This is a genomic window from Streptomyces sp. NPDC048353, assembly GCF_055587165.1.
Genome location: NZ_JBVJGU010000002.1, coordinates 123389 through 148092, shown reverse-complemented (window position 1 = coordinate 148092; position 24704 = coordinate 123389). Strand labels below are relative to the sequence as shown.

Below are 24704 nucleotides of genomic sequence, written 5' to 3'. Positions count from 1 at the left end.
TTTCGCGGGCCGGGCGGGCCGGGCGGCCGGGCGGCCGGCCCGCCCGGAGACACGCCCTAGCGGTAGATGCACAGCTCCCGCTCCGTCGCCCCCCACAGCTCGTACCGCGTCCGCACCAGAGGGCGGCCCGCGTACAGCCGGATCAAGGTCGCCGCGTCCCCCGTGAAGCGGGCCGGGGGGCGGCCGGGGGTCTCGTCGCCGAGGACGACCGGAGTCCCGCGGTCGTGGAGGGCAGCGACCAGGCGGGGTGTCTCGCGCCTGCGGCTGACCACCGCGAGCAGCGGGAGCGCCAGGTCCAGGCCCGCCGAGCCGCCGTACGCGCCGGGGACACCGAACGCCTCGCGGACGTCGCCCGCGTGCACCCACTCCCCCAGCGCCACCGCGTCCAGCAGTCCGTCCGTCGTCTTGGCGATCACCGGACCCGCCTCCGAGAAGCCGCGTTCCAGCTCGTCCAGGATCCGGCGGAGTGGCCAGGACTCGCGCTCGGCGACGTCCGCCGCGTTCGCGTCCGGCAGGAAGACGCCCTCCTCCAGCCGGCCCTCGACGATCCGGACCAGGGCCGCCCCGCAGTGGGCGATCACCTGCCGGGCCGTCCAGCCCGGGCACGCCGTCCGCAGTTCGAACGCCGCCTCCGGGGTCCGCCGCAGCAGCGGCATCAGCGCGTCCCGTTCCGTACGCAACAACCGGTCCGGGAGCCAGGGATCACGTACGTACGACATCAGTAGCGGTAGTGGTCCGGCTTGTACGGGCCCTCGACCTGGACGCCGATGTAGGCGGCCTGCTCGGGGCGCAGGGTCGTCAGCTTCACGCCGAGGGCGTCGAGGTGGAGGCGGGCGACCTTCTCGTCCAGGTGCTTGGGCAGGACGTAGACCTCGGTCGGGTACTCCTCCGGCTTGGTGAAGAGCTCGATCTGGGCCAGGGTCTGGTCCGCGAAGGAGTTCGACATCACGAACGACGGATGCCCGGTCGCGTTGCCCAGATTGAGCAGCCGGCCCTCGGAGAGCACGATCAGGACCTTGCCGTCGGGGAACGTCCAGGTGTGGACCTGCGGCTTGACCTCGTCCTTCACGACACCCGGAAGCTTGGCAAGCCCCGCCATGTCGATCTCGTTGTCGAAGTGACCGATGTTCCCCACGATGGCCTGGTGCTTCATCCGGGCCATGTCCGAGGCCATGATGATGTCCTTGTTGCCGGTCGTCGTGATGAAGATGTCCGCCGTCTCCACCACATCGTCCAGCGTGGCCACCTGATAGCCGTCCATCGCCGCCTGCAGCGCACAGATCGGGTCGATCTCCGTCACGATCACCCGCGCACCCTGACCACGCAGCGACTCCGCACAGCCCTTGCCCACATCGCCGTACCCGAACACGACCGCGGTCTTCCCGCCGATCAGCACGTCGGTGGCACGGTTGATGCCGTCGATCAGAGAGTGACGGCAACCGTACTTGTTGTCGAACTTCGACTTCGTCACCGCGTCGTTCACATTGATCGCCGGGAACAACAGCGTGCCCTCGGACATCATCTCGTACAGACGGTGGACACCCGTCGTCGTCTCCTCCGTCACGCCGCGGATCTCCGAGGCCATCGCCGTCCAGTCCAGTGTGGAGCGCCCCAACAGCTCCAGCACGACCCGCAGTTCGTCGTTGTCGGCCGTCGACGGGTCCGGGACCGCGCCCGCCTTCTCGAACTCGACGCCCTGGTGGACGAGGAGGGTGGCGTCGCCTCCGTCGTCCAGGATCATGTTCGGTCCCACGGCGTCCGGCCAGGTCAGCGCCTGCTCCGTACACCACCAGTACTCCTCCAGGGTCTCGCCCTTCCAGGCGAAGACCGGGATGCCGGCGGCGGCGATCGCCGCGGCCGCGTGGTCCTGGGTGGAGAAGATGTTGCAGGACACCCAGCGCACCCGCGCGCCGAGGGCGACCAGGGTCTCGATGAGGACGGCGGTCTGCACGGTCATGTGCAGCGAGCCGGTGATCCGGGCGCCGGCGAGGGGCTGCCGCTCGGCGTACTCGCGGCGGATCGCCATCAGGCCGGGCATCTCGTGCTCGGCGAGGGTGATCTCCTTGCGGCCGTACTCCGCCAGCGAGAGGTCGGCGACCTTGAAGTCGGTGAAGGCGTCAGACATGGGCAACGCTCCTTGCGTTCATGATGCTCCGGTGGATTTCCAGGGCCGCCGTCGACCTGTTCAGCGTGATGTAGTGCAGGCCCGGCGCCCCCTCGTCGAGCAGTCGCAGGCCCATCGCCGTCGCGTGCTCGACGCCGATCCGGTACGCGGCCGCCGGGTCGTCCCGGGCCGCCTCCAGGCGGTGGGCCAGCTCCTCGGGGAAGGCGGCGTCCGACAGCTCGGCGAAGCGGCGGATCTGGCGGACGTCCGTGGCCGGCATGATCTCCGGGATGATCGGGATGTCGCAGCCGGCCGCCGCGACCCGGTCCCGCAGCCGCAGATAGTCCGCCACGTCGAAGAACATCTGCGTGATGGCGTAGTCGGCGCCCGCCCGGCACTTGGCGACGAAGTGGGCGAGGTCGCTCCGCGGGCTCCCGGACCGTGGGTGGCCCTCGGGGAAGGCGGCCACCCCGATCCTGAAGTCGCCCAACGAACGGACCAGTTCGATCAGTTCGTAGGCGTACGTGAAGCCGTGCGGGTGCGGTGTCCAGGGGCCGCGCGGGTCGCCGGGAGGGTCGCCGCGGAGCACGAGGACGTCCCGTACCCCGGCGTCCGCGTAGGCGCCGATGACGGCCCGCAGCTCCGCCACCGAATGCCCGACCGCCGTCAGGTGGGCGACCGGCCGCAGGGTCGTCTCCGCCGCGATCCGCTGCGTGACCTCGACCGTCCGGTCGCGGGAGGACCCGCCCGCGCCGTACGTCACCGACACGAAGTCCGGGGCCAGGGCCTCGACGCGGCGGATCGCCTCCCACAGGGTCCGCTCGCCGCGGTCCGTCTTCGGCGGGAAGAACTCGAAGGAGAAGGTGGGGTTCACGGGCGCCGGCCTCCCGCGTTGAAGTAGCTCGCCTCGGGGTGGTGGACGACGATCGCGTCCGTCGACTGTTCGGGGTGGAGCTGGTACTCCTCGGACAGCTCGACGCCGATCCGCTCCGGCCGCAGCAGCGCGGCGATCTTCGCCCGGTCCTCCAGGTCGGGGCAGGCCGGGTAGCCGAGGGAGTACCGGCAGCCCTGGTACTCCGTCCGCAGCATCCCCTCGATGCCCGCGGGCTCCGAGGCGCCCGCGATGCCCCACTCGGCGCGGACGCGGGCGTGCCAGTACTCCGCGAGGGCCTCGGCGAGCTGCACCGACAGTCCGTGCAGCTCCAGGTAGTCGCGGTAGCGGTCCGCGGCGAAGAGCTTCGCGGTCTCCTCTCCGATCCGCGATCCGACGGTGACGACCTGGAGGGCGACGACGTCGACCTCGCCCGAGTCCTCGGCGCGGAAGAAGTCGGCCAGACAGAGGCGGCGGCCCCGCCGCTGGCGGGGGAAGGTGAAGCGGGTCCGCTCGCCTCCGTCCTCGTCCAGGACGATCAGGTCGTCGCCCTTGGACACACAGGGGAAGTAGCCGTGCACGACGGCCGCTTCGAGGAGCCGGTCCGTCTGGAGCCGGTCCAGCCAGCCGCGCAGCCGCGGCCGGCCCTCCGACTCGACGGTCCCGGCGTCCTTCAGGCCCCACTGGCCCTTGAAGAGGGCGCCCTCGTCGAGCCAGGAGGCGTACTCCTTGAGCTGGATGCCCTTGACGACCCGGGTGCCGAGGAACGGCGGTTCGGGGACGGGGTGGTCGGCGGCGACGTCCGATCGGCCGGCCGGCTCGGGCTCCCGTACGTCGAGGAGGGGCGTGTCCCGCTTCGGCACCCTGCGCTGCTTGCGCTCCGGCAGTACGGCCCCGGGGACGCCCCGCTTGACCGCCATGAGGGCGTCCATCAGGCGCAGGCCCTCGAAGGCGTCGCGGGCGTAGCGGACCTCGCCCTGGTAGATCTCGTGGAGGTCCTGTTCGACGTAGGCGCGGGTGAGGGCGGCGCCGCCGAGGATGACGGGGAAGTCGGCGGCCAGGCCGCGCTGGTTCAGCTCCTCCAGGTTCTCCTTCATGATCACCGTGGACTTGACCAGGAGGCCGGACATGCCGATGACGTCGGCGCGGTGTTCCCCGGCGGCGTCCAGGATCGCGGAGACGGGCTGCTTGATGCCGAGGTTGACGACGTTGTAGCCGTTGTTGGAGAGGATGATGTCGACGAGGTTCTTGCCGATGTCGTGGACGTCGCCGCGTACCGTCGCCAGCACGATGGTGCCCTTGCCGTCGGCGTCGGTCTTCTCCATGTGCGGCTCCAGGTAGGCCACCGCGGTCTTCATGACCTCGGCGGACTGGAGCACGAACGGCAGCTGCATCTGTCCGGAGCCGAACAGCTCGCCGACGACCTTCATGCCGTCGAGCAGCGTCTCGTTGACGATCTCGAGGGCCGGCTTGGCCTGGAGAGCTTCGTCGAGATCGGCCTCCAGGCCGTTCTTCTCGCCGTCGATGATCCGCCGCTTGAGGCGCTCCTCCAGCGGCAGCGCGAGCAGCTCGTCGGCCTTCCCGGCCCGCAGGGACTTCGCCGTCGCGCCCTCGAAGAGTTCGAGGAGGCGCTGGAGCGGGTCGTAGCCCTCCCTGCGCCGGTCGTGGATCAGATCGAGCGCCACCTCGACCTGTTCCGGCTCCAGCCGGGCGATCGGCAGGATCTTCGACGCGTGGACGATCGCCGAGTCGAGCCCGGCCTTCACGCACTCGTCGAGGAAGACCGAGTTCAGCACGATCCGGGCGGCCGGGTTCAGACCGAAGGAGATGTTCGACAGGCCCAGCGTCGTCTGCACGTCCGGGCGGCGCCGCTTCAGCTCCCGGATGGCCTCGATGGTGTGGACGCCGTCGCGCCGGGACTCCTCCTGCCCCGTGCAGATGGTGAACGTCAGGCAGTCGATGAGGATGTCCGACTCCCTGATGCCCCACCGCTCCGTCAGATCCGTGATGATCCGCTCCGCGATCGCGACCTTCGCCTCGACCGTGCGGGCCTGGCCCTCCTCGTCGATCGTGAGCGCCATCAGCGCGGCCCCGTGCTCCCGGACGAGCGCCGCGACCTTGGCGAACCGGGACTCCGGTCCGTCGCCGTCCTCGTAGTTCACCGAGTTGATCACCGCGCGGCCGCCGAGCTTCTCCAGGCCCGCCCGCAGCACCTCCACCTCCGTGGAGTCCAGCACGATCGGCAGCGTGGAGGCGGTCGCGAACCGGCCCGCCAGCTCCTCCATGTCCGCGACACCGTCGCGGCCGACGTAGTCCACGCACAGGTCCAGCATGTGCGCGCCCTCGCGGATCTGGTCGCGCGCCATCTCCACGCAGTCGTCCCAGCGGCCCTCCAGCATGGCCTCGCGGAACTTCCTCGACCCGTTCGCGTTCGTCCGCTCGCCGATCGCCAGGTACGCCGTGTCCTGCCGGAACGGCACATGGCCGTACAGCGAGGAGGCGCCGGCCTCCGCCTGGGGAGCCCGCGCCGTCACCGCCGCTCCCCGGACCCGCTCCACGACCGCCCGCAGGTGCTCCGGAGTCGTACCGCAGCAGCCGCCGACCAGCGACGGACCGTACTCCCGGACGAAGCTCTCCTGCGCGTCGGCCAGCTCGGCCGGGGAGAGGGGATAGTGCGCGCCGTCCTTGCCGAGGACCGGCAGGCCGGCGTTGGGCATGACGGACAGCGGGATACGGGAGTGCCGGGCCAGATAGCGCAAGTGCTCGGCCATCTCCGCAGGACCGGTCGCGCAGTTCAGGCCGATCACGTCGATGCCGAGCGGCTCCAGCGCCGTCAGCGCGGCGCCGATCTCCGAGCCCAGCAGCATCGTGCCCGTCGTCTCCACCGTCACCTGCACGATCAGCGGCAGGTCGTACCCGCACCACTCCAGGGCCTGCCGGGCGCCGACGACGGCCGCCTTCGTCTGCAGCAGGTCCTGCGAGGTCTCGATGAGCAGCGCGTCGGCGCCGCCCCGGACGAGCCCCTCCGCGTTCTGCCGGTACGCCTCCCGCAACGGCTCGTACCGGATGTGGCCCAGCGACGGCAGCTTTGTGCCCGGCCCCATGGAGCCGAGGACCCAGCGGGGGCGCCCGTCGACGGCCGTGTGGGCGTCCGCGGTGGTACGGGCGATCCGGGCGCCGGCCTCGGACAGCTCGTAGACCTGGTCCTCGATGCCGTACTCCGCGAGGGCGGCCAGGTTCGCGCCGAAGGTGTTGGTCTCGACGCAGTCCACGCCGACGGAGAAGTACGCGTCGTGGACGGAGGCGACGATGTCGGGGCGCGTGACGTTGAGGACCTCGTTGCAGCCCTCCAGGTTCCGGAAGTCGTCCATCGTCGGATCGGCGGCCTGGAGCATCGTGCCCATCGCCCCGTCGGCCACCACGACCCGGGTGGCGAGCTCGTCCCGCAGCGACCGTCTCATGACAACCCCGCAAGGTGGACGAGGAGTTCGGCCGTGCAGGCCGTGCCGTACGTCGTCCTGATCCGCTCCACGAGGTGGTCCCGGCGCAGCCGGTACTCCTGCGTCCCCACGGAGTCGAGGACCGTCGCGGCGACCGCGCAGCCCAGCCGCGCCGCGCACCACTCCGGCACGCCCCACAACGTCCCGGCGAGGAATCCGGCCCGGAACGCGTCCCCGACGCCGGTCGGATCGACGACCTCGGGCACCCGGACCGCCGGCACCGACAGCGGAGCTCGGCCCTCGCCCCGGACGCGGACCCCGGCCGCGCCGTGCGTGGTGACCCAGGCGCCGACGCGACGCAGCACCTCCGCCTCCGGCCACCCCGTCCTCTCCTGGAGCAGAGCCGTCTCGTACTCGTTGGTGAAGAGGAACCGGGCCCCGTCCACCAGCTCCCGCACCTCGTCCCGGCCGAGCCGCGCCAGCTGCTGCGACGGGTCGGCCGCGAACGGAATGCCCAGGTCACGGCAGGTGCGGGTGTGCCGCAGCATCGCCTCGGGGTCGTCCGGGGAGACCAGGACCAGCTCCAGCCGCCCCACCCGGGCGACGACGTCCCGCAGCTCGATCGCGCGGGCCTCCGCCATCGCCCCGGCGTAGAAGGTGGCGATCTGGTTCTGCTCCCGGTCGGTGGTGCACACGAACCGGGCGGTGTGCAGGGACGCGCTGACGCGCACCGCATCGGTGTCCACACCGTGGTCCTTCAGCCAGACGCGGTACGGATCGAAGTCGGCGCCGACCGCCCCCACCAGGACCGGGCGCAGGCCGAGCGTCCCGAGCCCGAAGGCGATGTTCGCTGCCACCCCGCCGCGCCGTACCTCCAGGTTGTCGGCGAGGAACGACAGGGAGACCCGGTCCAGACGGTCCGCCAGCAACTGCTCGGTGAACCGTCCGGGGAAGGTCATCAGATGGTCGGTCGCGATGGAACCCGTGACAGCGATACGCATGCTCAGACCCCTTCGTCCCGGCGCGCCGCCCTCTTCAGCGCGTCCACGCGGTCCGTGCGCTCCCAGGTGAACTCCGGCAGCTCGCGGCCGAAGTGGCCGTAGGCGGCGGTCCGGGCGTAGATCGGCCGCTTCAGGTCCAGGTCGCGGATGATCGCGGCCGGCCGCAGGTCGAAGACCTCGCGCACAGCCGCCTGGACGGCCTCGTCCGGGAGCGTGCCGGTGCCGAAGGTCTCGACGAAGAGACCGACCGGCTCGGCCTTGCCGATGGCGTACGCGACCTGGACCTCGCAGCGCGAGGCGAGGCCGGCCGCGACGACGTTCTTCGCGACCCAGCGCATCGCGTAGGCGGCCGAGCGGTCCACCTTCGACGGGTCCTTGCCGGAGAACGCGCCCCCGCCGTGCCGGGCCATGCCGCCGTACGTATCGATGATGATCTTCCGGCCGGTGAGTCCGGCATCGCCCATCGGGCCGCCGACCTCGAAACGGCCGGTCGGGTTCACCAGCAGGCGGTAGCCGTCCGATTCGAGGTTGACGCCCTCCTCGGCGAGCGCCTTCAGCTCCGCCTCGACCACGAACTCCCGGATGTCCGGAGTCAGCAGCCCCTCCACGCTGATGTCGGCCGCGTGCTGCGAGGAGACGACCACCGTGTCCAGCCGGACCGGCCGGTCACCCTCGTACTCGATGGTGACCTGCGTCTTGCCGTCCGGGCGCAGATACGGCACGGTCCCGTTCCTGCGGACCTCCGTCAGCCGGCGCGCGAGCCGGTGGGCCAGAGCGATCGGCAGCGGCATCAGCTCCGCCGTGTCGTCGCAGGCGTAGCCGAACATCAGCCCCTGGTCGCCGGCGCCCTGCGCGTCCAGCTCGTCCGAACCGCCCTCGACCCGCGACTCGTACGCCGTGTCCACACCCTGCGCGATGTCCGGGGACTGGGCGCCGATGGAGACCGACACCCCGCACGAGGCTCCGTCGAAGCCCTTGGCGGACGAGTCGTAGCCGATGTCGAGGACCGCCTCGCGCACCAGCCGCGCGATCGGCGCGTACGCGGTGGTGGTGACCTCGCCCGCCACGTGCACCTGGCCCGTGGTGATCAGGGTCTCCACCGCCACCCGCGAGGACGGGTCCTCGGCGAGCAGCGCGTCGAGGATCGTGTCGCTGATCCGGTCGGCGATCTTGTCGGGATGTCCCTCGGTCACCGACTCCGAGGTGAACAGGCGGCGGCTGCTCATGCCCGGCCCACCTCCGCACGGACCGGGGCGAAGAAGTGGGCGTCGATCGCGGCGAGCGTCCGGATGGAGTCGACCTCCAGGGTCTCCATCTGGATCGACCGGCCGCTCTCCTGCTCCAGCAGGAAGACGAACTCGACGAAGGACAGCGAGTCGATGAGCCGGTTCTCGATCAGGTCCAGGTCGGGCGCGATGTCCTCGCGCTCCGGGTGGCGGTCGAGGATCCAGCTCTTCACCTGCTGCAGGCCGTCGGCCATAATTGCTCTCCTTTGCGATGCCTGGTTGATCAGCTGCTGCTGTTCGGGACGGAAGGTGTGGGGGGCGCGACGATGATCGGGGCGGCCACCGCGACCGCGTAGTCCACGTCGTGGCTGATGGAGACGGTGATCTCGGTGATCCCGGACTCGGCGGCCATCTCGGCGGCCGAACGGTGCAGCTCCACCAGCGGCCAGCCGCCCTCGGAGCGCCGTACGACGATGTCCGGCCAGGGCAGGAACCTGCCCCGGACCCGGAGGGTCTTGAAAGCCGCCTCCTTGGCCGCGATCCGCCCGCACAGGCTCATGACGTCGAGCCCGGAGGCGGTACGGCAGTCGGCGAGTTCGCCGGGGGTGAGCATCCGCTCGAAAAACCGCTCGCCGTACTCGGCGAGGAGCCGGCGGACACGGATGACGGACACGATGTCCATGCCGAGGTTCGCCCAGCCCAGACCGCCCGCCGGCGGGGCGACGGGTCGGGCCGGCACGTCAGACCACCGGCCCGGCCGCCACGCTCGCGTCAACCCGCGTACGGGCGTTCGCGTCGAGGACCGCCTGCGTCGCCGCCGCCCAGTCGCCGTGGCGACGGGTCAGCGCGGACAGCCACCGCTCCAGACCGAACGCCACACAGCTCGTGAACGCCGGCCCGCCGCTCGACGCGAGCGAGATGTCGCAGCGTTCGCCGAAGAAGTTGCGGTGCGTGTTGACCGAGGCGATCGCCAGATCCTCGTAGAGGAACTCGTACTTCACCGGCGTCAGCCGCTGGAGCAGCGCCTTCGAACCGCCCTTGTCGAAGAACGGATCGCAGGCCGCCTCCCGGCGCAGCGGCAGCCCCAGCGCCCGGGCGAACGCCTCGATCCGGGCGGTGGACTCCGCCAGATGCGTCTCCGCGTGCTCACGGGCGCCGATGGCGACGATCTCCCGCATACGGAAACCCAGCTGCCGGCGCATGCCCTCGTAATGCGTCTCCTTGCGGAAACACCACGAACACACCGTCACCAACGTGTCGTCGGCGACGCTCCGCCCCTGATGGTCCAGGTAGACGGCGTAACAGGACGCCGAGGGCAGCCCGAGCGCGGCGGGTTCGAGCGCGTCGCACGGAAAGCAGCCGGTGTCCGAACAGAAGGCGGACGTCTCGCGGCGCTCCAGATCGAGCGGGGCGGCGACGACGGCCTGGTGCGGGAAGTTGTCGTAGTAGTCGAGCCGCGCCAGATCGGCGGTCGGCAGCAGCGGGGGCATGGTCATCGGGCGGGCGCCCGCCGCCACGCCCCAGCCCTCGAAGGTGTCGTCGAGAAGCCGCAGCAGAGCGGTCGCCTCGGGACCGAGGGACGGCAGGCCCCTCGTCTCCCCGGCACTCGCGGGGGTCGTCACGGTCATGGTGGTTTCACCTCTCGGGGTACGACGGTCCGGCGGCCGTCAGACGACGGGCAGGGTGTCGTCGGAGAAGATCCCGGTCTTCAGGAAGAAGGCGAGCGGCTTGCGGATCGCCTTGCGCTCGAAGGGACGGCGGCGCTCGTCGGCGACGAGGGCGTTCCGCAGGGCCAGCGGATCCGGGACGCCGGCGTCCCGGTACACGTGCGGGTTGTAGAGCGAGTTGATGCTGTAGACGACGTACCGCTTCAGGTACGCCTCCACCTCCGCGACCCGGGCGGCCGGCACCGCCTCCCGCATCCGGGTGAAGAGCAGCGAGACCAGCTCACGGCCGAAGGCGATGTGACGGGACTCGTCCTGGTGGTGGATGCGGTTGACCTCGCGGATGGTGTGGCACAGGGAATCGTCCTGCGCCATCCGCATGTTGTAGTGGTCGACCAGCTCCTCGAAGAACAGGATCCGGGCGAAGACCAGGAAGTTCTCCACCTCCGGCTCCCACGCGGAATCGGCCCGCATGGCCGTCGAGCCGTAGATCTTGTTGCCGTAGCGGCGGCAGAACTCGGCGAAGAACCACATGTGCTCGTTCTCCTCACCGATGAAGTGGTGGAAGAAGTCCGAGGGCACCTCGAAACCCGGCATGTGGATCCGGCCGACGACCTCGATCAGCAGCTCGCGGATGCCGTGCACGTTGAGGCTGTAGAAGTTGATCGACTCCCACTTCGACAGCCTCCGGATCGTCTCCTCACCCAGCTCGTCGAAGTGCGGAGTGCCGTAGACGGTGAGCAGCTCCGGCGTCATCCACAGCTGTTTCTCGTCCAACCGGTCGGGCCAGTCGAACTGCTGGTAGGGGTTGTAGTACTCCTCGATGGAGCGGGAGCTGAGCCGCTCCAGGACTTCCATGAAACGGTCGGTGACGGGCAAGGGGGCACTGACGCCCATATTCGGTCTCCTTCTTTCTTTGGGGCTCGGTTCGCCTCCGGGCGCTCTGTGCGACTGTCGACGGTCGATCGTGCTCGCCCGCTCGTTCCTCGCGGGCTGCGCGCGTTCTCCCTTTCGACAGCCGCGCGCCCTTCGGCTCACTCGCCCGAGGCGTACGGGGCGGGCGGCGGCAACCGTGGGGCGGGGTTCCGGTGCGTCAGGGACGGACCTCGTAGACGGCGTTGACCGGGGTCTCCGTCGCGCGGCGCCAGCGGGTGAAGCCGGCCTCCTCCGCGATGGCGCGGAACGCCTTCTCGCCGGAGTGGTTGCCGAGCGCGTGCGGGCCGCGCTGGGCCACCGCGACGGGCAGGCACATGACGGCCGACAGGGCCATGAACATGCGCGCGGCCGGCGTACGGGTGTCGATGTCGGCCGGGGAGACGTTCGACTCCACCAGCATCCAGGTGCCCTCGGCGTCCAGCGAGGTGCGGACGTGCCGGGCGGCCGCGACCGGGTCGCCCATGTCGTGCAGGGCGTTGAAGAAGGTGACCAGGTCGTAGCCGGTGCCGGGATAGTCGTCCGCCGACGCGACCTCGAAGACGACCCGGTCGGAGAGGCCGGACTCCTCGGCGAGCTGCCGGGCGAGGGAGACGGCCTCCTCGGAGTAGTCGAAGCCGTGGACGGTGGCCCGCGGGAACGCCTGGGCGATCAGCAGCGTCGTGTGCCCGACACCGCAGCCGACATCGGCGACCGTGCCGCCCGCGGCGAGCTTGTCGGTGACCCCGTGGAGCGCGGGCAGCCAGTCCGGGACCAGCTTGTGCTCGTAGGTGGGCTGGAAGAAGGAGCCCATCCCGGTGTCCAGGGCCGCGTCGTGCTCGGCCCAGCCGACGCCGTCCCCCGTGCGGTACGCCTCCACGAGCAGGTCCTCGGTCGCGTACAGCGCCTTCAGGGCCGTGAAGAACCCGGCGGCGAAGGTGACGGCCTTCGGGTCGGCCAGGACCTCGACGTGGTCGGCGGGCAGGGTGTACGTCGCCGCGCTCGGGTGGCGCTCGACGTAGCCGGCGGAGAGCTGGGCGTGCAGCCACTCCTCGATGTACCGCTCGTGGGTGCCGGTCTTCCCGGCGAGCTGTCCGGCGGTCAGCGGACCGTGCTCGGCGAGGCACCGGTACAGCCCGAGCCGCTCGCCGAGGGCGACGGTCAGACCGCGCACGGCGGCCCCGGCGTCGGTGATGACCTGCTGGTGGAACGCGTGGGCGCTCATGCGGTCCGCTCCTCGCCGTGGGTGGGGAGATCGCAGGTGAAGAGGAAGGACCGGGGCACGCGCGGCACCGTCCGGGGCGGGACGGGGTAGGGCCAGCGGTCGAAGTCGGCGCCCTCCTCACCGGGCTGCCTGACCTCGCGCACCTCCCAGCCGCAGGCGGCGAGCAGCGCCTCGGGCTCCTCGGTGCCGAAGAGCCACGGGTTGCCGTCCTCGCGCAGCGCGCTGAGGAACGGGCGGGACAGCGGGTTCTCCAGGGCGGCCTTGGAGATGACGTCGCCGAGCAGCACGGAGCCGGGCGCGGCGTGCGCGGAGAGCGTGGAGATCAGGGTCCGTACCGCCTCTTCCGGCAGGAAGAACAGCAGGCCCTCGACCACCCACAGGACGGGCTCGTCGCTCTTCCATCCGGCCTCCTTCAGGGGGCCGGTCCAGTCCTGGGTCAGGTCGACCGGCACGGTGATCCGGGTGCGGCCCGCGGGCGGCGCCTCGTCGGCCAGCATCGCGGCCTTGGCCTCCAGGAGGGCCGGGCGGTCGAGTTCGTAGACGGTGACGCCGTCGGGCCAGGGGAGGCGGAAGAAGCGGGTGTCCATGCCGGCGGCGAGGAAGACGACCTGGCGGATGCCGCGCTCCTCGACCGCCTTGACGATCGCCCGGTCCAGATAGGTGGTGCGGATGGCGAGGAACGGCACGGTGCCGGCCCCGGCGTAGCGCTCCAGCAGCTCGAAGCCGATCCGGTCGGCGACGGTGCGCGCGTAGGGATCGGCGAACAGCCGGTCCTCGCGCTCGGTCTCCAGGGCGCGCGCGGCGGCGGTCCACTGGGCGGTGCGGGATACGGCCTCCACAGGAGGTCCCCCTTCATTCGGTTGACGAAAGAGACGTGCGGCCGGCGGAGAGACGGACGGCCGTGTCCGGCCGGGGAGGGGTACCGGACGGGTCAGGCGCTCATGACCGGTGCGCAGTTCTTCGTACGGGCACACGCGACGGGGTCCTCGGCCGCGGGCATCGACGACAGATGGTCGGCGTCGGCGTCGGTGGGGCGCCGCCGGAAGATGCTGTGCAGGATCATGCTGAACACGGCCGTCCCGTCGGCGGCCACCAGCGTGCACCGCGGCTTGACGGTGCCGGTGGCGGGGTTGAACGGCGACGGAGTGGAGCCGAGGATCTCCACCCGGGCGGTGAGGACGTCCCCCGGGCGTACGGGGCGCAGATAGCGGACCTCGTCGATGCCGGGCGAGCCCGTGCAGGCGCTGTAGGCGAGCAGTCCGTCGACATAGCGCCGCATGAACATCGCCTGCGTGTGGAAACCGCTCGCGATCAGTCCGCCGAACGGCGAACGGGCCGCGAGATCGGGGTCCGTGTGGAAGGGCTGCGGGTCGAAGCGCCTGCCGAACTCCAGCACCTCCTCGGCGGTGACCGTGACGGTGCCCAGTTCATGGACGTCGCCGGGCCGGAAGTCCTCGAAGTAGCGCATCGCGCGGCCCCCTTGACCTGAAGGTGGTCGTTCCCAGTCGTTCCCTGGCATCACCCAATCTACGAATTGCTCATTTATTTTGTCAACCCAAAAGAAGACTTCTGTGGCCCCAACCGCCCGGCCGTTCACCGGTGTCGTCGCACAGGGCCCGCTCGACGTCGCTCCAGAGGTCCTCCACCCCCTCGATGCCGACGGACATCCGCACCAGGCCGGGCCCTATGCCCGCCGCGGCGAGGGCGTCCGCGTCCAGTTCGCGGTGGGAGGTGGACGCCGGGTGGGTCACCAGCGTCTCCACCCCGCCGAGGGAGAGCGCGAGCCGGGCGATCCGTACCCGCTCGATGAACGCCCGGCCCGCCTCCCGGCCGCCGGTGAGCTCGAAGGAGAGCATCCCGCCGCCCCCGGAGAGCACCGTGCGCGCGGTGGCGTACGACGGGTGGCCGGGCAGCCAGGGGTAGTGGACGGCCGCCACGTCCGCACGGGCGGCGAGCCGTTCGGCGAGGACGGCCGCGTTCGCGCAGTGCTCCCGTACCCGCAGGGGCAGCGTCGCCAGGCCGCGCAGGGTCAGCCAGGCGGCGAACGGGTCCGCGCAGGCGCCCAGTTCGACGGTGCGCGGCCAGACCGCGCGACGCAGCTCGTCGTCCGCGAAGACGGCGGCGCCGCCGAGGACGTCCGAGTGGCCGGAGAGGTACTTGGTGGTGGAGTGGACGACGATGTCGGCGCCGAGCTCCAACGGGCGGCAGAGCACGGGCGAGGCCAGGGAGTTGTCGACCACGCCGGTGACCCCGAGCCGGCGGGCGGCGGCCAACAGACCGGGCAGTTCGGGCACCCGGCCGGTGGGGTTGGCGATGGTCTCCAGCATCAGGAGCCGGGTGCGGGGCCGCCGCGCGGCCTCCTCGAACTCGGCGACGTCGTCGCCGGAGACGGCGGTGACCTCGATCCCGTACCGCTCGGCGAGGTCCGACAGGACCGCGTACGTCCCGCCGTACAGACAGCGCTGGGCGACGACGTGGTCACCGGGGCGCAGCAGGGCGAGCAGCACCCCGCTGATCGCGCCCATCCCGGACGCGAAGGCGAGGGCGGACGCGCCGCCTTCGAGACCGGCGAGGGTCTTCTCCAGGGCGCGTACGGTCGGGTTGCCGCGCCTGCCGTAGACGAACGGGCCGTCGGGGCCGGCCATGGCCTCGGCGAGCGCGTCGGCCGAGTCGAAGGCGAAGGCCGAGGACTGCACGAGGGGGACGGAGAGCGGGCGGCTGGCGGGGTCGGGCGGGTCGTCGACGACGTGGACGGCTCGGGTGCTGATGTCCATCTTCATTCCTCCCGGAGGGCGGACGTGAGGTACGGGCGTACGGCGGCGGACGGACGGAAAAGGGGTCGCCCGACGTCCGTCGTGGACATCGGGCGACCCCTGGGAGTGCAGGGCGGACGCCCCGCGTGGGTCACACGGAGGCCTTCTCGCCCTGTGGTGCGGGCGCGGCGACGGCGGAGGCGAGGGACGTGTCGGACTTCATGACGAGGAGGGTGACGACACCGCCGACGGCGGCGATGACCGCGGCGCCGATGAAGGCGGCGGAGAAGCCGTCGGTGAGGGCGGGCAGGTCGCCGAGCCTGTCGGCGCCCTGGGACATGGCGACGGCGGTCAGCGCGGCGAGACCGAGCGCGGAACCGACGTTGTAGGTGGTGTTGACGATGCCGGAGGCGAGGCCGGCCTGCTCCTGCGGGGCGCCGGACATGGCGGCGATCATCGCCGGGATGTAGGCGAGGGACATGCCGAGCGCGGCCACCAGGGAGGCGGGCAGGACGTCGACGAGGAAGGTGCCGGTCGGCGGGACGGCCGCCAGCCAGACCAGGCCGGCCGCGAGGACCAGCAGACCGCCGGCGATGAGCGGCTTGGCGCCGAACCGGCCCATGAGGCGGGCGGTGATGGCCGTCATGAAGATCATCAGCAGGACGGTCATGGGGAGCAGGGCGGCACCGGACTCGAAGGCGCCGTAGCCCAGGACCTGCTGGAGGTAGAGGTTGAGGAAGTACCACATGGGGATCCAGGCGGCGCCGAGCAGCGTCATGGCCAGGTTGGCCGAGCCCAGGCGCGGGACCCGCCACACGCTGAGCGGCATGAGCGGCTCGCGGACGGACTTCTGGATGACGAAGAAGAGGACGAGCAGCACGGCGGCGGCGGCCAGCTGGAGGACCGTGCCGGTGGAGCCCCAGCCGGTCTCGGGGGCGCGGACCACGGCGAAGACGGCGAGCGCGAGGCCGGCGGTGACGGCGACGGCGCCGAGGACGTCGACGGAGCCGCGGCGGGCGGCCACGTCGGGCAGCAGCCTGGTCGCGGCGAGGGTGGCGAGGCCGATCGGGATGTAGATGATGAAGACCCACTGCCAGCTCATCCACTCGGTGAAGACACCGCCGAGGAAGACGCCCGCGGTGCCGCCGGCGGGGGCGGCGGCGCCGTAGAGGGCCATCGCCTTGCCGAGCTCCTTCGGGTCGTGCATGAAGAGCATCATCAGGAGCGTCATGGCGGAGGGCGCGATGAGCGCCCCGCCGACGCCCTGGACGGCGCGGCCGACGATCTCCACCCAGGCGGTCTGCGCGGCGGCGGCGACGACCGAGCCGACGATCATGACGGCCCAGCCGGTGACGAAGATCCTGCGGGCTCCGACGAGGTCGGAGAGGCGGCCGCCGAGGAGCAGGAGCCCGCCGAAGACGATGACGTAGGCGTTGAAGATCCACTGGAGCTCGCTCTGCGAGAAGCCCAGGTCCTTCTGCATCTCGGGGAGGGCGACGCCGATGATCGACGTGTCCATGATGACCATGAACTGGGCGGCGGCGAGCACGACAAGTGCCCACCAACGCCGGGGATTGACGGTTGACATTGCCCTGCTCCTTCGCTCGCACATACCCCTAGGGGGTACCTTCGCGGAGTACCGTAGCATACCCGTGGGGGGTATGTCAGGGCGCTGCGGGAGCGCGGTCGGACGGCGCCCTTCCGTGCGGCGCGAGGCCGCCGGGCCGGTGGCGCGAGACGGCCTTGCGGGCAGGGGGAGGCGGCACAATGCCCGTATGACCGCCGAAGAAGAGCACGCCGAGCACGCCCCCGACCCCGAGCTGCTCCAGCGCTGGACCTCGACGCTGCGCGCGGCCCGGGCCGGCCGCGAAGGCCCCGACCCCCTCCCGTACGGCCTGAACCTGCTGGCCCGTTGGGCCGAGCCGCAGCGCGCGTACCACACGGTCGACCACCTGCGAGCGGTCCTCGACCGCATCGACGAACTCGCCGACCTGGGCGGAGAGGGCGGCGAACTCGAACTGGTCCGGCTGGCGGCCTGGTTCCACGACGCGGTCTACCGCCCGGACCGCTCCGAGAACGAGGAACGCTCGGCGGCCCTGGCCGAAAAGGCCCTCACGGAAGCCGGCCTCACCGCTCACGAGGTGGCGGAGGTAGCCCGCCTGGTACGCCTGACGATCACGCACGACCCGGCGGACGGCGACATCAACGGCGAACTCCTCTGCGACGCCGACCTCGCGATCCTGGCGAGCGCCCCGGATACCTACGCGGGGTATGCGAGGGCGGTCCGCACGGAGTACGCCTTCGTCCCGGACCCCGCCTTCCGCGAAGGCCGCGCAGCGGTCCTGCGCCACCTCCTCTCCCTCCCCCGCCTCTTCCGCACCCCGTACGGCGCGGCGGCCTGGGAGTCGAAGGCCCGGGCGAATTTGGAGGCGGAACTGAAGGAGCTGACGGAGGCCTGACGCCGGGGGCGATCGGCGCATCCCGACCGACGTCCGCCGCCCCCGGTGAAAAGCACTACGGCGTTGTCACAGCCCCCTGCTAGCCTCCAGCGGCTCGCATGATCACGAGCACACGAGACCAAGGGGAGGGGACGCATGTTCGGGAGGAAACGACCCGGGGGCAGACGCGCGGTGGTGACGGGGTGCTGCGTCGCGGCCGTCGTGGCGGCCGTGCCCGGCACGGCGCACGCGGCGGAGAACCTGCCGCCGAGGCAGCCGCTCGTCGCGGACCTGCAGAACGCGTTCCAGCCGTGCGCGACGGGCGACGAACCGACGTACGTCAGCGAGCGTCCCGTACTCACCGCGGTGCTGTACGACCCCGAAGAGGACAACCAGCCGAGCGATGCCAACAGGGTCAGCGGCGACTTCGAGGCCTGGTGGACGGATGCGGCCGGCGCCGAGCAGCGCCGGACGTTCAGCACCCCCGGCACGACCTCGGGCAGCAACCAGCGCTGGCAACTCCCGCAGGACATCCCGGCGGACACCGTCGTCTCCTGGCACGTCCGGGCCGACGACTCCACCGCCACCTCCGCGTGGAGCTCCGAGAACGGCGGCGCGGCCTGCCGGTTCGTGTACGACGACACGAGCCCGACGGCACCGGTCGTCACCTCGCCGGACTACGCCGCGGAAGAGTGGCAGGACGGCGTCGGCCGCTACGGCTCGTTCACGATGGACTCGGCGTCGCCGGACGTCGTCGCATACCGCTACAGCTTCATCGGCGGGCCGTACACGACGACCGTCAAGGCCGAGGAGCCGGGCGGACCCGCCACCATCCGTTTCCTGCCCACCACCGCCGCACCGAACGAACTGAGCGTGGAGGCGATCGACCGCGCGGGCCGCTCCAGCGGGACCACCACCTACTGGTTCCGCGTGAAATCCGGGCGCGCGCCCGTAGCCCACTGGCGACTGGCCGACGCGGCCGGGTCCACGACCGCCGCCGCCGAGACGGGCCCGGCCGCCACGGCCGGCCAGGGCGTGTCCTTCGGCGCCCCGGCGCCCGCCGGATCCGGCGTGTCCGCCACGGCCACGCTCGACGGCGGCCGTCACGGCCACCTCACCCCGGGCGTCCCGGCCGTCGACACCCGCAAGACCTTCGCCGTCGCCGCCTGGGTACGCCCCTCGCGGACCGACCGCGTGATGACGGTCGCGAGCCAGGACACCGGCAGCGGTGCCGGCTTCACCCTCGGCCTGCGCGGCCGGGCCTCCAACCCCACCTGGTCGTTCGCCGTCGGCGGCGCACAGATCACGGGCGGCGCCCCGGAGACCGGCGAGTGGGCCCACCTGCTGGGGCTGTACGACACCGAGACCGGCGAGGCGCAGCTCTACGTCAACGGCCACCCCGTCTCCACCCCCGCCCAGGCCGCTCCCGCGGCGGCGCCCGGAGCCTTCCAGATCGGCCGGGTCCAGGGCGCGGCGGTGTACAAGCACCGCTGGCACGGCCAGATCGGTGACGTACGGGCCTACGACCGGGTCGTCGTGCCGGCTGAGGTGACCGCACTGGCGTACCGCAAGCCGCAGCTCCTCGGCCACTGGTCCCTGGAGACCGCGACCGACGGCGCCAGCCCCGAGCAGCGGGGCGGCGCGCCGCTGCGCCTCGGCCAGGGAGCGACGATCCACCGCGGCCCCGACAACTCCTGCATCCCCGACCTCGACCCCGACTGCCCCTTCGTGCCGTACGCGCTGGTCGGCGACGGGAACCTGAAGCTCGACGGCGAAAGCGGGTACGCGGCCACCGACGGGCCGGTCGTGGACACCGGTGACAGCTTCACCATCGGGGCGGTGGTCCGCCTGTCTGACGTCGAGCCCGACCGTCCGATGACGGTGCTCTCCCAGGCCGGGAAGAACACCGACGCGTTCAAGGTGCGGTACGAGCCGGCCACGCGCGCCTGGCAGCTGGTCGTGCCGGTGAAGGACGAGGCGGGCGCCGCCGAGAAGGTGGTGTCCCGGATCTCGGGTTACCACGGCGAGCAGGACATGCCGTACCGCCTGGCCGTGGTCTACGACGACGCGACCGACACGATCAAGCTCTTCATGAACGGCTACACCAACGAGGAAGCCACGGCAGCCCTCCCCCAGGGCTGGCAGAGCACCGGCCCGCTCCAGGTGGGGCGCGGCACGACCGCCGACGGCTGGGGCGAGTACCTGCGCGGCGACATCGACGAGGTCCAGGCATACGCCGGCGCCCTCCGGGAGAAGGACATCGCCATGCTGGGGCACGGCGCCGCCCCTTGCCTGTGCTGAACCGCTGACCTCCGATCCTTCGAGGGCCGCCGGCCCCCGCCTGATGGCGGGGGCCGGCGGCCCTCTCTCGCTGCCCCCCGGGCCCCCGTCCACATGGCAAGACACCCCGCGCCCCAGGAATGACAGGCACAACCACCCCGTTGACACATGTCATGCCGTCTTCCTCCGCCGAGACCACGACACCGCCCGATCCCGACCCCGCCCCCACCGCCGCCGCCCCCGCGCGGATGCCCCTGGCCGTGTACATCCTCGGGCTGTCCGTCTTCGCGCTCGGGACGAGCGAGTTCATGCTGTCCGGGCTGCTGCCGCCCATCGCCGAGGACATGGGGGTCTCCATCCCCCGCGCCGGGCTGCTCATATCCGCCTTCGCCATCGGCATGGTCGTCGGCGCCCCGCTGCTCGCCGTCGCCACCCTGCGGCTGCCCCGCAAGACGACCCTCGTCGCCCTGATCACCCTCTTCGGCCTCGGCCAGGTCGCGGGCGCGCTGGCGCCGAGTTACGGCGTGCTCTTCGCCTCCCGGGTGGTGAGCGCCCTCGCCTGCGCCGGCTTCTGGGCCGTCGGGGCCGCCGTCGCCATCGCGATGGTGCCGGTCGGCTCCCGCGCCAAGGCGATGGCCGTCATGATCGGTGGTCTCTCGATCGCCAACGTCCTCGGCGTCCCGGCCGGCGCCTTCCTCGGCGAGCACCTCGGCTGGCGCGCCGCGTTCTGGGCGGTCGGCGCGGCCTCGGCCATCGCGCTCGTCGGCGTCGTGACCCGCATCCCGCACATCCCGCCGCCCGCGACACGGCCCCGGCTCAAGGGCGAGCTGGTCATCTACCGCGACCGCCAGGTCCTGCTCTCCGTCGTGGTCACCGCGCTCGCCGCCGGCGGCGTCTTCTGCGCGTTCTCGTACCTGGCGCCGGTGATCACGGACGTCGCCGGGATCGACGCCCGCTGGGTCTCCGCGATCCTCGGCCTCTTCGGCATCGGCGCCCTCATCGGCACGTACATCGGCGGCCGCGTCGCCGACGCGCACCTCTTCGGGGTGCTGCTCAGCGGCATCACCGCCTCCACGCTCTTCCTGGTCGCCCTGGCCCTCTTCGCCTCCAGCCCGGCCGCCACGATCGTGCTCGCCTTCCTGCTGGGCGTCTCCGCCTTCTACACCGCCCCGGCCCTCAACGCCCGCATGTTCAACCTGGCCGGCGCCGCCCCCACCCTCGCGGGCGCCACGACCACCGCCGCCTTCAACCTCGGCAACACCGGCGGCCCCTGGCTCGGCGGCACCGTCATCGACGCGGACCTCGGCTTCGCGGCGACGGCCTGGGCGGGCGCCGCGATGACCGTCGTGGCCCTGGCGGCGGTCACCCTCTCCCTGCGCCTGACCCGCCGCACCCCGGCCCCCGGCCACGTCGTCGCCTCCTCCGCCTCCCGGCCGGAGGCGACCATGGCCCGGGTGGACTGACTCCCGACCACCCCGCGACCCGCTCATGGGCGTGTGCGACGATCATGCGTCGTTCACACCCATGGGGGGTTCATGCCAAGGGCATCGGCGTCCGCGAGACGCCCCGTTTCCGCCGTCATCGTCTCTCTGCTCGCCGTCCTCGGGACGTTTCTCCTGCCGGCCGGGACCGCCTCCGCGCGGCCGGCGGCCGAAGAGTGCGTGCCCGTCGCCGAGGGCCGGCACGCGGGCGAGTTCACCACAGCCGGGCAGGCCCTCTGCCTGGAGCTGCCCAGCCCACAGGGCACCCGCATCGCGGCTCTGACCTCCCGCGGCGGCGCCGGCGTCCGTACCGCGGTCCAGGTCGTCGACGCCAACGGCACCGCCCAGTGCACGGAGAGCGCGCTCTCGTCCGGATCGTGCGCCCTGACCGGCACCGCGCCGTTCCGCGCCCAGGTCCGTGCCGTCGACGCCGCGGAGACCGGCGCGTACGGCGTCCACTTCGTCCGTACGGACGCCCCCCAGCCCGGTTGCCAGGTGCTGCCCGCCGGTACCTTCGCCGACGACTCCGCCGCTGTACGGATGGCCACCGGCGACGGTGTGTTCTCGCACTGCCTGACCATCCCGGCGGACGCCCACGCCGCCGCCGAGCTGTTCCGGTTCCGGTACGCCTTCCCGGACGACCGGGACCTCTTCCCGGACTACGCGATGCGGCTGATCGACACCGACGGCAACGGCGCGGAGTGCTACACACACCCGACGCCGGGCCAGCAGCTCCGCACCGATGTCCTCAGCAGCTGCTCGCTCGACCCGGGCAAGGTGTACACCCTGCTGCTGGAAGGCCAGGACGCGCCCGCCACACACACCGTCGTCCACCGCGACGTGAGCGCCACGGCGGAGGGCTGCGCCGGCTCCTCAGCGACCGCCATCGGGGCCCCGGCCGTCCAGGCCGCCTCGGGGGAGAACGGCACGCTGCGCTGCCACCGCGTCACGACGAACGCCGCGACGGACCGTCTCTCCATCGACGTGCGCGACGAGGAGAACAGCACCCACACCCTTGTCATGAACGCCGAGGGCCGCGTCACGTGCTGGTTCGAGACCCAGGCGTGTGTGGCCACCGGCTCCACCGGCTACCAGGTCGTCACCCAGGCACCGGAGGGCTGGTCCCTTCCCGAGTCGTACCGCCTCGACGCCTGGCGGACCTTCTCGTCCGCGGGTCTGGCTCCCGAGTGCCCCCGGGCCGGGGCCTTCGCCGCCGGCTGGGGGCCGGTGACCGGCGCCCTGTCGGAGGAGCGCACCGCGGCGTGCGTCGTGGTGCCCACCGTGGCCGGAGACCGCTTCACGGCCCGCGTCACGGCCACCGACGGCGGGACGTCTCCCGCGCGGCACACGCTGTACGGCAGTCAGGGCCAGCAGCGCAACCACGTGTCGGAGTACACGGCCGACGGCCAGACCCTCTTCGTCCTCTCCCTGCCGGACGGCACCGACCGGACCGCCTACCGCGCCGCCCTCACCTGCGTCGACGCACCCTGCGGCACAGAGAACCCGACCGTCGGCACGGTCACCCCCGGCACCGTCCCGAGCGGTACGGTCGCGACCCTCACCGTGCAGGGAACCGCGCTCAGCATGGGCAACACGGTCAAGCTGACCGGCGGCCCGGCACCGCTGACGGCCACCACCGTCTCGGTCTCCGATGACGCGCGGACCCTGAAGGCGACGGTCGACCTGCGCACGGCACCGGCCGGGACCTGGTCCCTCGGCGTCCTGGCGTACGGCAAGGAGTACGCGCGCGGCTCGCTGACGGTGACACCGGCCGCCACCGGGCACGGCACCTACAAGCCGGTCACCCCGACCCGGCTGATGGACACCCGCAGCGGCCTCGGCGTCCCCCAGGGCAAGGTCGGCCCGGGTGCCACCGTCACCCTCCAGGTGACGGGCAAGGCCGGCATCCCGGCCGCCGGCGTCACCGCCGTCGTCCTCAACGTCACGGCCACCGGCCCCACCTCCGCCGGCTTCGTCTCCGTCCACCCCGACGGCACCACCCGCACCAGCGCATCGAACCTCAACTTCACGGCCGGCCAGACCATCCCCAACCTGGTCGTCGTACCGGTGGTGAACGGCAGGGTCAGCTTCTACAACCGCGCCGGGTCGGTCGACCTCCTCGCGGACGTGGCGGGCTACTACACCACCGACGGGACCGGCTCCACGTACCGGCCGGTCACGCCCACCCGGCTGATGGACACCCGCGCCGGCCTCGGCGTCCCCAAGGCCAGGATCGGCCCGGCCGGTACGGTGACGCTCCAGGTGGCGGGGGTCTCCGGCATCCCGGCGGCCGGGGTCACCGCCGTCGTCCTCAACGTCACGGCCACCGGCCCTACGGCGACGAGCTTCGTCTCCGTGTACCCGAACGGCACCGCCCGCACGAGCGCGTCCAACCTCAACTTCACGGCCGGGAAGACGATCCCCAACCTGGTGGTCGTCCCCGTCGTGAACGGCAAGGTGAGCTTCTACAACCACTCCGGCTCCGTGGACCTGCTGGCCGACGTCGCCGGTTACTACACCACCGACGGCACCGGATCCACGTACAAGGCGGTCACGCCCACCCGGCTGATGGACACCCGCGCCGGCCTCGGCGTCCCCGCGGCCAAGGTCGGGCCCGGCGGCACGGTGAGCCTCCAGGTCGCGGGGAAGCCCGGCATCCCGGCCGCGGGGGTCACCGCCGTCGTCCTCAACGTCACGGCCACCGGCCCGACCTCGGCGAGCTTCGTGTCGGTGTACCCGGACGGGACGACCCGTACCAGCGCGTCGAACCTCAACTTCACCGCGGGCCAGACGATCCCCAACCTGGTGGTCGTGCCCGTCGTCAACGGAAAGGTCGCCTTCTACAACCGGGCGGGGTCGGTCGACCTCCTCGCCGACGTGGCCGGTTACTACACGTCGTAACGCGGGAGGTCCTCCCCCGGCGCCGGCCGGCCCTTCGGCCGGCGCAGGCCCGCCTCCGTGATCCGGCGGACGAGTTCCTTGGAACCGACCTCGATGGCGCCCGCCGCCACCGCATCGGCGTACCGGTCCGACGGGATGTCGTAGTGGTCGCGCTCGAAGGCGCGGGGCGGGGCGCCGATCGAGGCGGCGAAGGCGTGCAGCTCGTCATGCGAGACGTCGCTGACGAGGTGCGACCACATACGGCCGTGGCCAGGCCAGGTCGGCGGGTCGATGTAGAGGGCCACCTCAGCCACCCGCCGCCGGAGCCGGCACGCCGAGGGCCCCGACCCCCGCCGCACGGGCGCGGACGCGGACGCGGGTGCTCGTGGCCGCCGTCGTGCCGCCGGGGCCGCCGCATACGTCAGCCCG

At 71.9% G+C, this 24704-nt stretch carries 20 protein-coding genes; 4 read left to right on the top strand and 16 right to left on the bottom strand.

Features of this window, described 5'->3' with window-relative positions; all coding sequences use genetic code 11:
* Positions 1 to 56: 56 nt before the first annotated feature.
* The 15 genes from ACZ6RC_RS06030 to ACZ6RC_RS05960 form a co-directional block, all read right to left on the bottom strand.
* Positions 57 to 719, bottom strand: coding sequence for a maleylpyruvate isomerase family mycothiol-dependent enzyme (locus ACZ6RC_RS06030; RefSeq protein ID WP_469579591.1), 663 nt, complete (start codon positions 717 to 719; stop codon positions 57 to 59).
* Entirely contained in the window at positions 719 to 2125 is a 1407-nt protein-coding gene (gene ahcY, locus ACZ6RC_RS06025) for an adenosylhomocysteinase (protein ID WP_469579589.1), read from the bottom strand. Before ahcY ends, ACZ6RC_RS06030 begins: the two co-directional genes overlap by 1 nt.
* Positions 2118 to 2978, bottom strand: a complete 861-nt coding sequence (gene metF, locus ACZ6RC_RS06020; protein ID WP_391143671.1) for a methylenetetrahydrofolate reductase [NAD(P)H] — start codon at positions 2976 to 2978, stop codon at positions 2118 to 2120. Before metF ends, ahcY begins: the two co-directional genes overlap by 8 nt.
* Complete coding sequence (metH, locus tag ACZ6RC_RS06015) at positions 2975 to 6436, bottom strand: methionine synthase (RefSeq protein ID WP_469579586.1); 3462 nt, start codon at positions 6434 to 6436, stop codon at positions 2975 to 2977. The genes metF and metH overlap by 4 nt, the downstream gene beginning before the upstream one ends.
* Positions 6433 to 7416 (bottom strand): carbohydrate kinase family protein, encoded by a 984-nt coding sequence (locus tag ACZ6RC_RS06010; protein ID WP_453612537.1) that lies wholly within the window; start codon positions 7414 to 7416, stop codon positions 6433 to 6435. The genes metH and ACZ6RC_RS06010 overlap by 4 nt, the downstream gene beginning before the upstream one ends.
* Positions 7417 to 7418: 2 nt before the next feature.
* On the bottom strand, positions 7419 to 8642 hold the full coding sequence (gene metK, locus ACZ6RC_RS06005) for a methionine adenosyltransferase (RefSeq protein ID WP_391143666.1): 1224 nt from the start codon (positions 8640 to 8642) through the stop codon (positions 7419 to 7421).
* Positions 8639 to 8896, bottom strand: coding sequence for a phosphopantetheine-binding protein (locus ACZ6RC_RS06000; protein WP_391143663.1), 258 nt, complete (start codon positions 8894 to 8896; stop codon positions 8639 to 8641). The genes metK and ACZ6RC_RS06000 overlap by 4 nt, the downstream gene beginning before the upstream one ends.
* 29 nt (positions 8897 to 8925) lie before the next feature.
* Positions 8926 to 9381, bottom strand: coding sequence for a holo-ACP synthase (acpS, locus tag ACZ6RC_RS05995; protein WP_469579583.1), 456 nt, complete (start codon positions 9379 to 9381; stop codon positions 8926 to 8928).
* A gap of 1 nt (position 9382) precedes the next feature.
* Positions 9383 to 10270, bottom strand: coding sequence for a class-II aminoacyl-tRNA synthetase family protein (locus ACZ6RC_RS05990; RefSeq protein ID WP_469579581.1), 888 nt, complete (start codon positions 10268 to 10270; stop codon positions 9383 to 9385).
* 39 nt (positions 10271 to 10309) lie between these two features.
* On the bottom strand, positions 10310 to 11203 hold the full coding sequence (locus ACZ6RC_RS05985) for a diiron oxygenase (RefSeq protein ID WP_469579579.1): 894 nt from the start codon (positions 11201 to 11203) through the stop codon (positions 10310 to 10312).
* A gap of 196 nt (positions 11204 to 11399) precedes the next feature.
* Positions 11400 to 12443 (bottom strand): class I SAM-dependent methyltransferase, encoded by a 1044-nt coding sequence (locus tag ACZ6RC_RS05980; RefSeq protein WP_469579577.1) that lies wholly within the window; start codon positions 12441 to 12443, stop codon positions 11400 to 11402.
* Positions 12440 to 13282 carry a class I SAM-dependent methyltransferase gene (locus ACZ6RC_RS05975; protein WP_391143649.1) on the bottom strand — a complete coding sequence of 281 codons (843 nt, stop codon included), beginning with the start codon at positions 13280 to 13282 and terminating at the stop codon, positions 12440 to 12442. The genes ACZ6RC_RS05980 and ACZ6RC_RS05975 overlap by 4 nt, the downstream gene beginning before the upstream one ends.
* A gap of 92 nt (positions 13283 to 13374) precedes the next feature.
* On the bottom strand, positions 13375 to 13911 hold the full coding sequence (locus ACZ6RC_RS05970; RefSeq protein ID WP_469579574.1) for a MaoC family dehydratase: 537 nt from the start codon (positions 13909 to 13911) through the stop codon (positions 13375 to 13377).
* Between the two features lie 82 nt (positions 13912 to 13993).
* Positions 13994 to 15217: a trans-sulfuration enzyme family protein gene (locus tag ACZ6RC_RS05965; protein WP_469579573.1), complete on the bottom strand. Its 1224-nt coding sequence runs from the start codon at positions 15215 to 15217 to the stop codon at positions 13994 to 13996.
* Between the two features lie 130 nt (positions 15218 to 15347).
* A complete protein-coding gene (locus ACZ6RC_RS05960) occupies positions 15348 to 16784 on the bottom strand; it encodes an MFS transporter (RefSeq protein WP_469579571.1) in 1437 nt (478 codons plus the stop codon).
* 187 nt (positions 16785 to 16971) lie between these two features.
* Here ACZ6RC_RS05960 and ACZ6RC_RS05955 point away from each other — a divergent pair, with 187 nt between their 5' ends.
* From ACZ6RC_RS05955 to ACZ6RC_RS05940, 4 genes are all read left to right on the top strand, one after another.
* A complete protein-coding gene (locus ACZ6RC_RS05955) occupies positions 16972 to 17655 on the top strand; it encodes an HD domain-containing protein (RefSeq protein ID WP_469579569.1) in 684 nt (227 codons plus the stop codon).
* A 135-nt stretch (positions 17656 to 17790) separates the two neighbouring features.
* Positions 17791 to 19935 carry a LamG-like jellyroll fold domain-containing protein gene (locus ACZ6RC_RS05950; RefSeq protein ID WP_469579568.1) on the top strand — a complete coding sequence of 715 codons (2145 nt, stop codon included), beginning with the start codon at positions 17791 to 17793 and terminating at the stop codon, positions 19933 to 19935.
* A gap of 227 nt (positions 19936 to 20162) precedes the next feature.
* Positions 20163 to 21377: a Cmx/CmrA family chloramphenicol efflux MFS transporter gene (locus ACZ6RC_RS05945; protein ID WP_391144366.1), complete on the top strand. Its 1215-nt coding sequence runs from the start codon at positions 20163 to 20165 to the stop codon at positions 21375 to 21377.
* Between the two features lie 72 nt (positions 21378 to 21449).
* Entirely contained in the window at positions 21450 to 24296 is a 2847-nt protein-coding gene (locus ACZ6RC_RS05940; RefSeq protein ID WP_469579566.1) for a hypothetical protein, read from the top strand.
* Here ACZ6RC_RS05940 and ACZ6RC_RS05935 read toward each other — a convergent pair.
* A complete protein-coding gene (locus ACZ6RC_RS05935; protein ID WP_453612514.1) occupies positions 24284 to 24580 on the bottom strand; it encodes a DUF4031 domain-containing protein in 297 nt (98 codons plus the stop codon). The two genes, ACZ6RC_RS05940 and ACZ6RC_RS05935, sit on opposite strands and share 13 nt — an antisense overlap.
* Between the last annotated feature and the right edge of the window lie 124 nt (positions 24581 to 24704).

Excerpts from the sequence above, each read along its gene's own strand:
- ACZ6RC_RS06010 (WP_453612537.1), bottom strand. The coding sequence starts at position 7,416 with ATGCGTATCGCTGTCACGGGTTCCATCGCGACCGACCATCTGATGACC.
- ahcY (WP_469579589.1), bottom strand. The coding sequence starts at position 2,125 with ATGTCTGACGCCTTCACCGACTTCAAGGTCGCCGACCTCTCGCTGGCG.
- ACZ6RC_RS05990 (WP_469579581.1), bottom strand. The coding sequence starts at position 10,270 with ATGACCGTGACGACCCCCGCGAGTGCCGGGGAGACGAGGGGCCTGCCG.
- metH (WP_469579586.1), bottom strand. The coding sequence starts at position 6,436 with ATGAGACGGTCGCTGCGGGACGAGCTCGCCACCCGGGTCGTGGTGGCC.
- ACZ6RC_RS05950 (WP_469579568.1), top strand. The coding sequence starts at position 17,791 with ATGTTCGGGAGGAAACGACCCGGGGGCAGACGCGCGGTGGTGACGGGG.
- metK (WP_391143666.1), bottom strand. The coding sequence starts at position 8,642 with ATGAGCAGCCGCCGCCTGTTCACCTCGGAGTCGGTGACCGAGGGACAT.
- ACZ6RC_RS05955 (WP_469579569.1), top strand. The coding sequence starts at position 16,972 with ATGACCGCCGAAGAAGAGCACGCCGAGCACGCCCCCGACCCCGAGCTG.
- ACZ6RC_RS05980 (WP_469579577.1), bottom strand. The coding sequence starts at position 12,443 with ATGAGCGCCCACGCGTTCCACCAGCAGGTCATCACCGACGCCGGGGCC.
- ACZ6RC_RS05940 (WP_469579566.1), top strand. The coding sequence starts at position 21,450 with ATGCCAAGGGCATCGGCGTCCGCGAGACGCCCCGTTTCCGCCGTCATC.
- ACZ6RC_RS05970 (WP_469579574.1), bottom strand. The coding sequence starts at position 13,911 with ATGCGCTACTTCGAGGACTTCCGGCCCGGCGACGTCCATGAACTGGGC.
- ACZ6RC_RS05945 (WP_391144366.1), top strand. The coding sequence starts at position 20,163 with ATGCCCCTGGCCGTGTACATCCTCGGGCTGTCCGTCTTCGCGCTCGGG.
- ACZ6RC_RS05960 (WP_469579571.1), bottom strand. The coding sequence starts at position 16,784 with ATGTCAACCGTCAATCCCCGGCGTTGGTGGGCACTTGTCGTGCTCGCC.
- ACZ6RC_RS06000 (WP_391143663.1), bottom strand. The coding sequence starts at position 8,896 with ATGGCCGACGGCCTGCAGCAGGTGAAGAGCTGGATCCTCGACCGCCAC.
- ACZ6RC_RS05965 (WP_469579573.1), bottom strand. The coding sequence starts at position 15,217 with ATGGACATCAGCACCCGAGCCGTCCACGTCGTCGACGACCCGCCCGAC.
- ACZ6RC_RS06030 (WP_469579591.1), bottom strand. The coding sequence starts at position 719 with ATGTCGTACGTACGTGATCCCTGGCTCCCGGACCGGTTGTTGCGTACG.
- ACZ6RC_RS05985 (WP_469579579.1), bottom strand. The coding sequence starts at position 11,203 with ATGGGCGTCAGTGCCCCCTTGCCCGTCACCGACCGTTTCATGGAAGTC.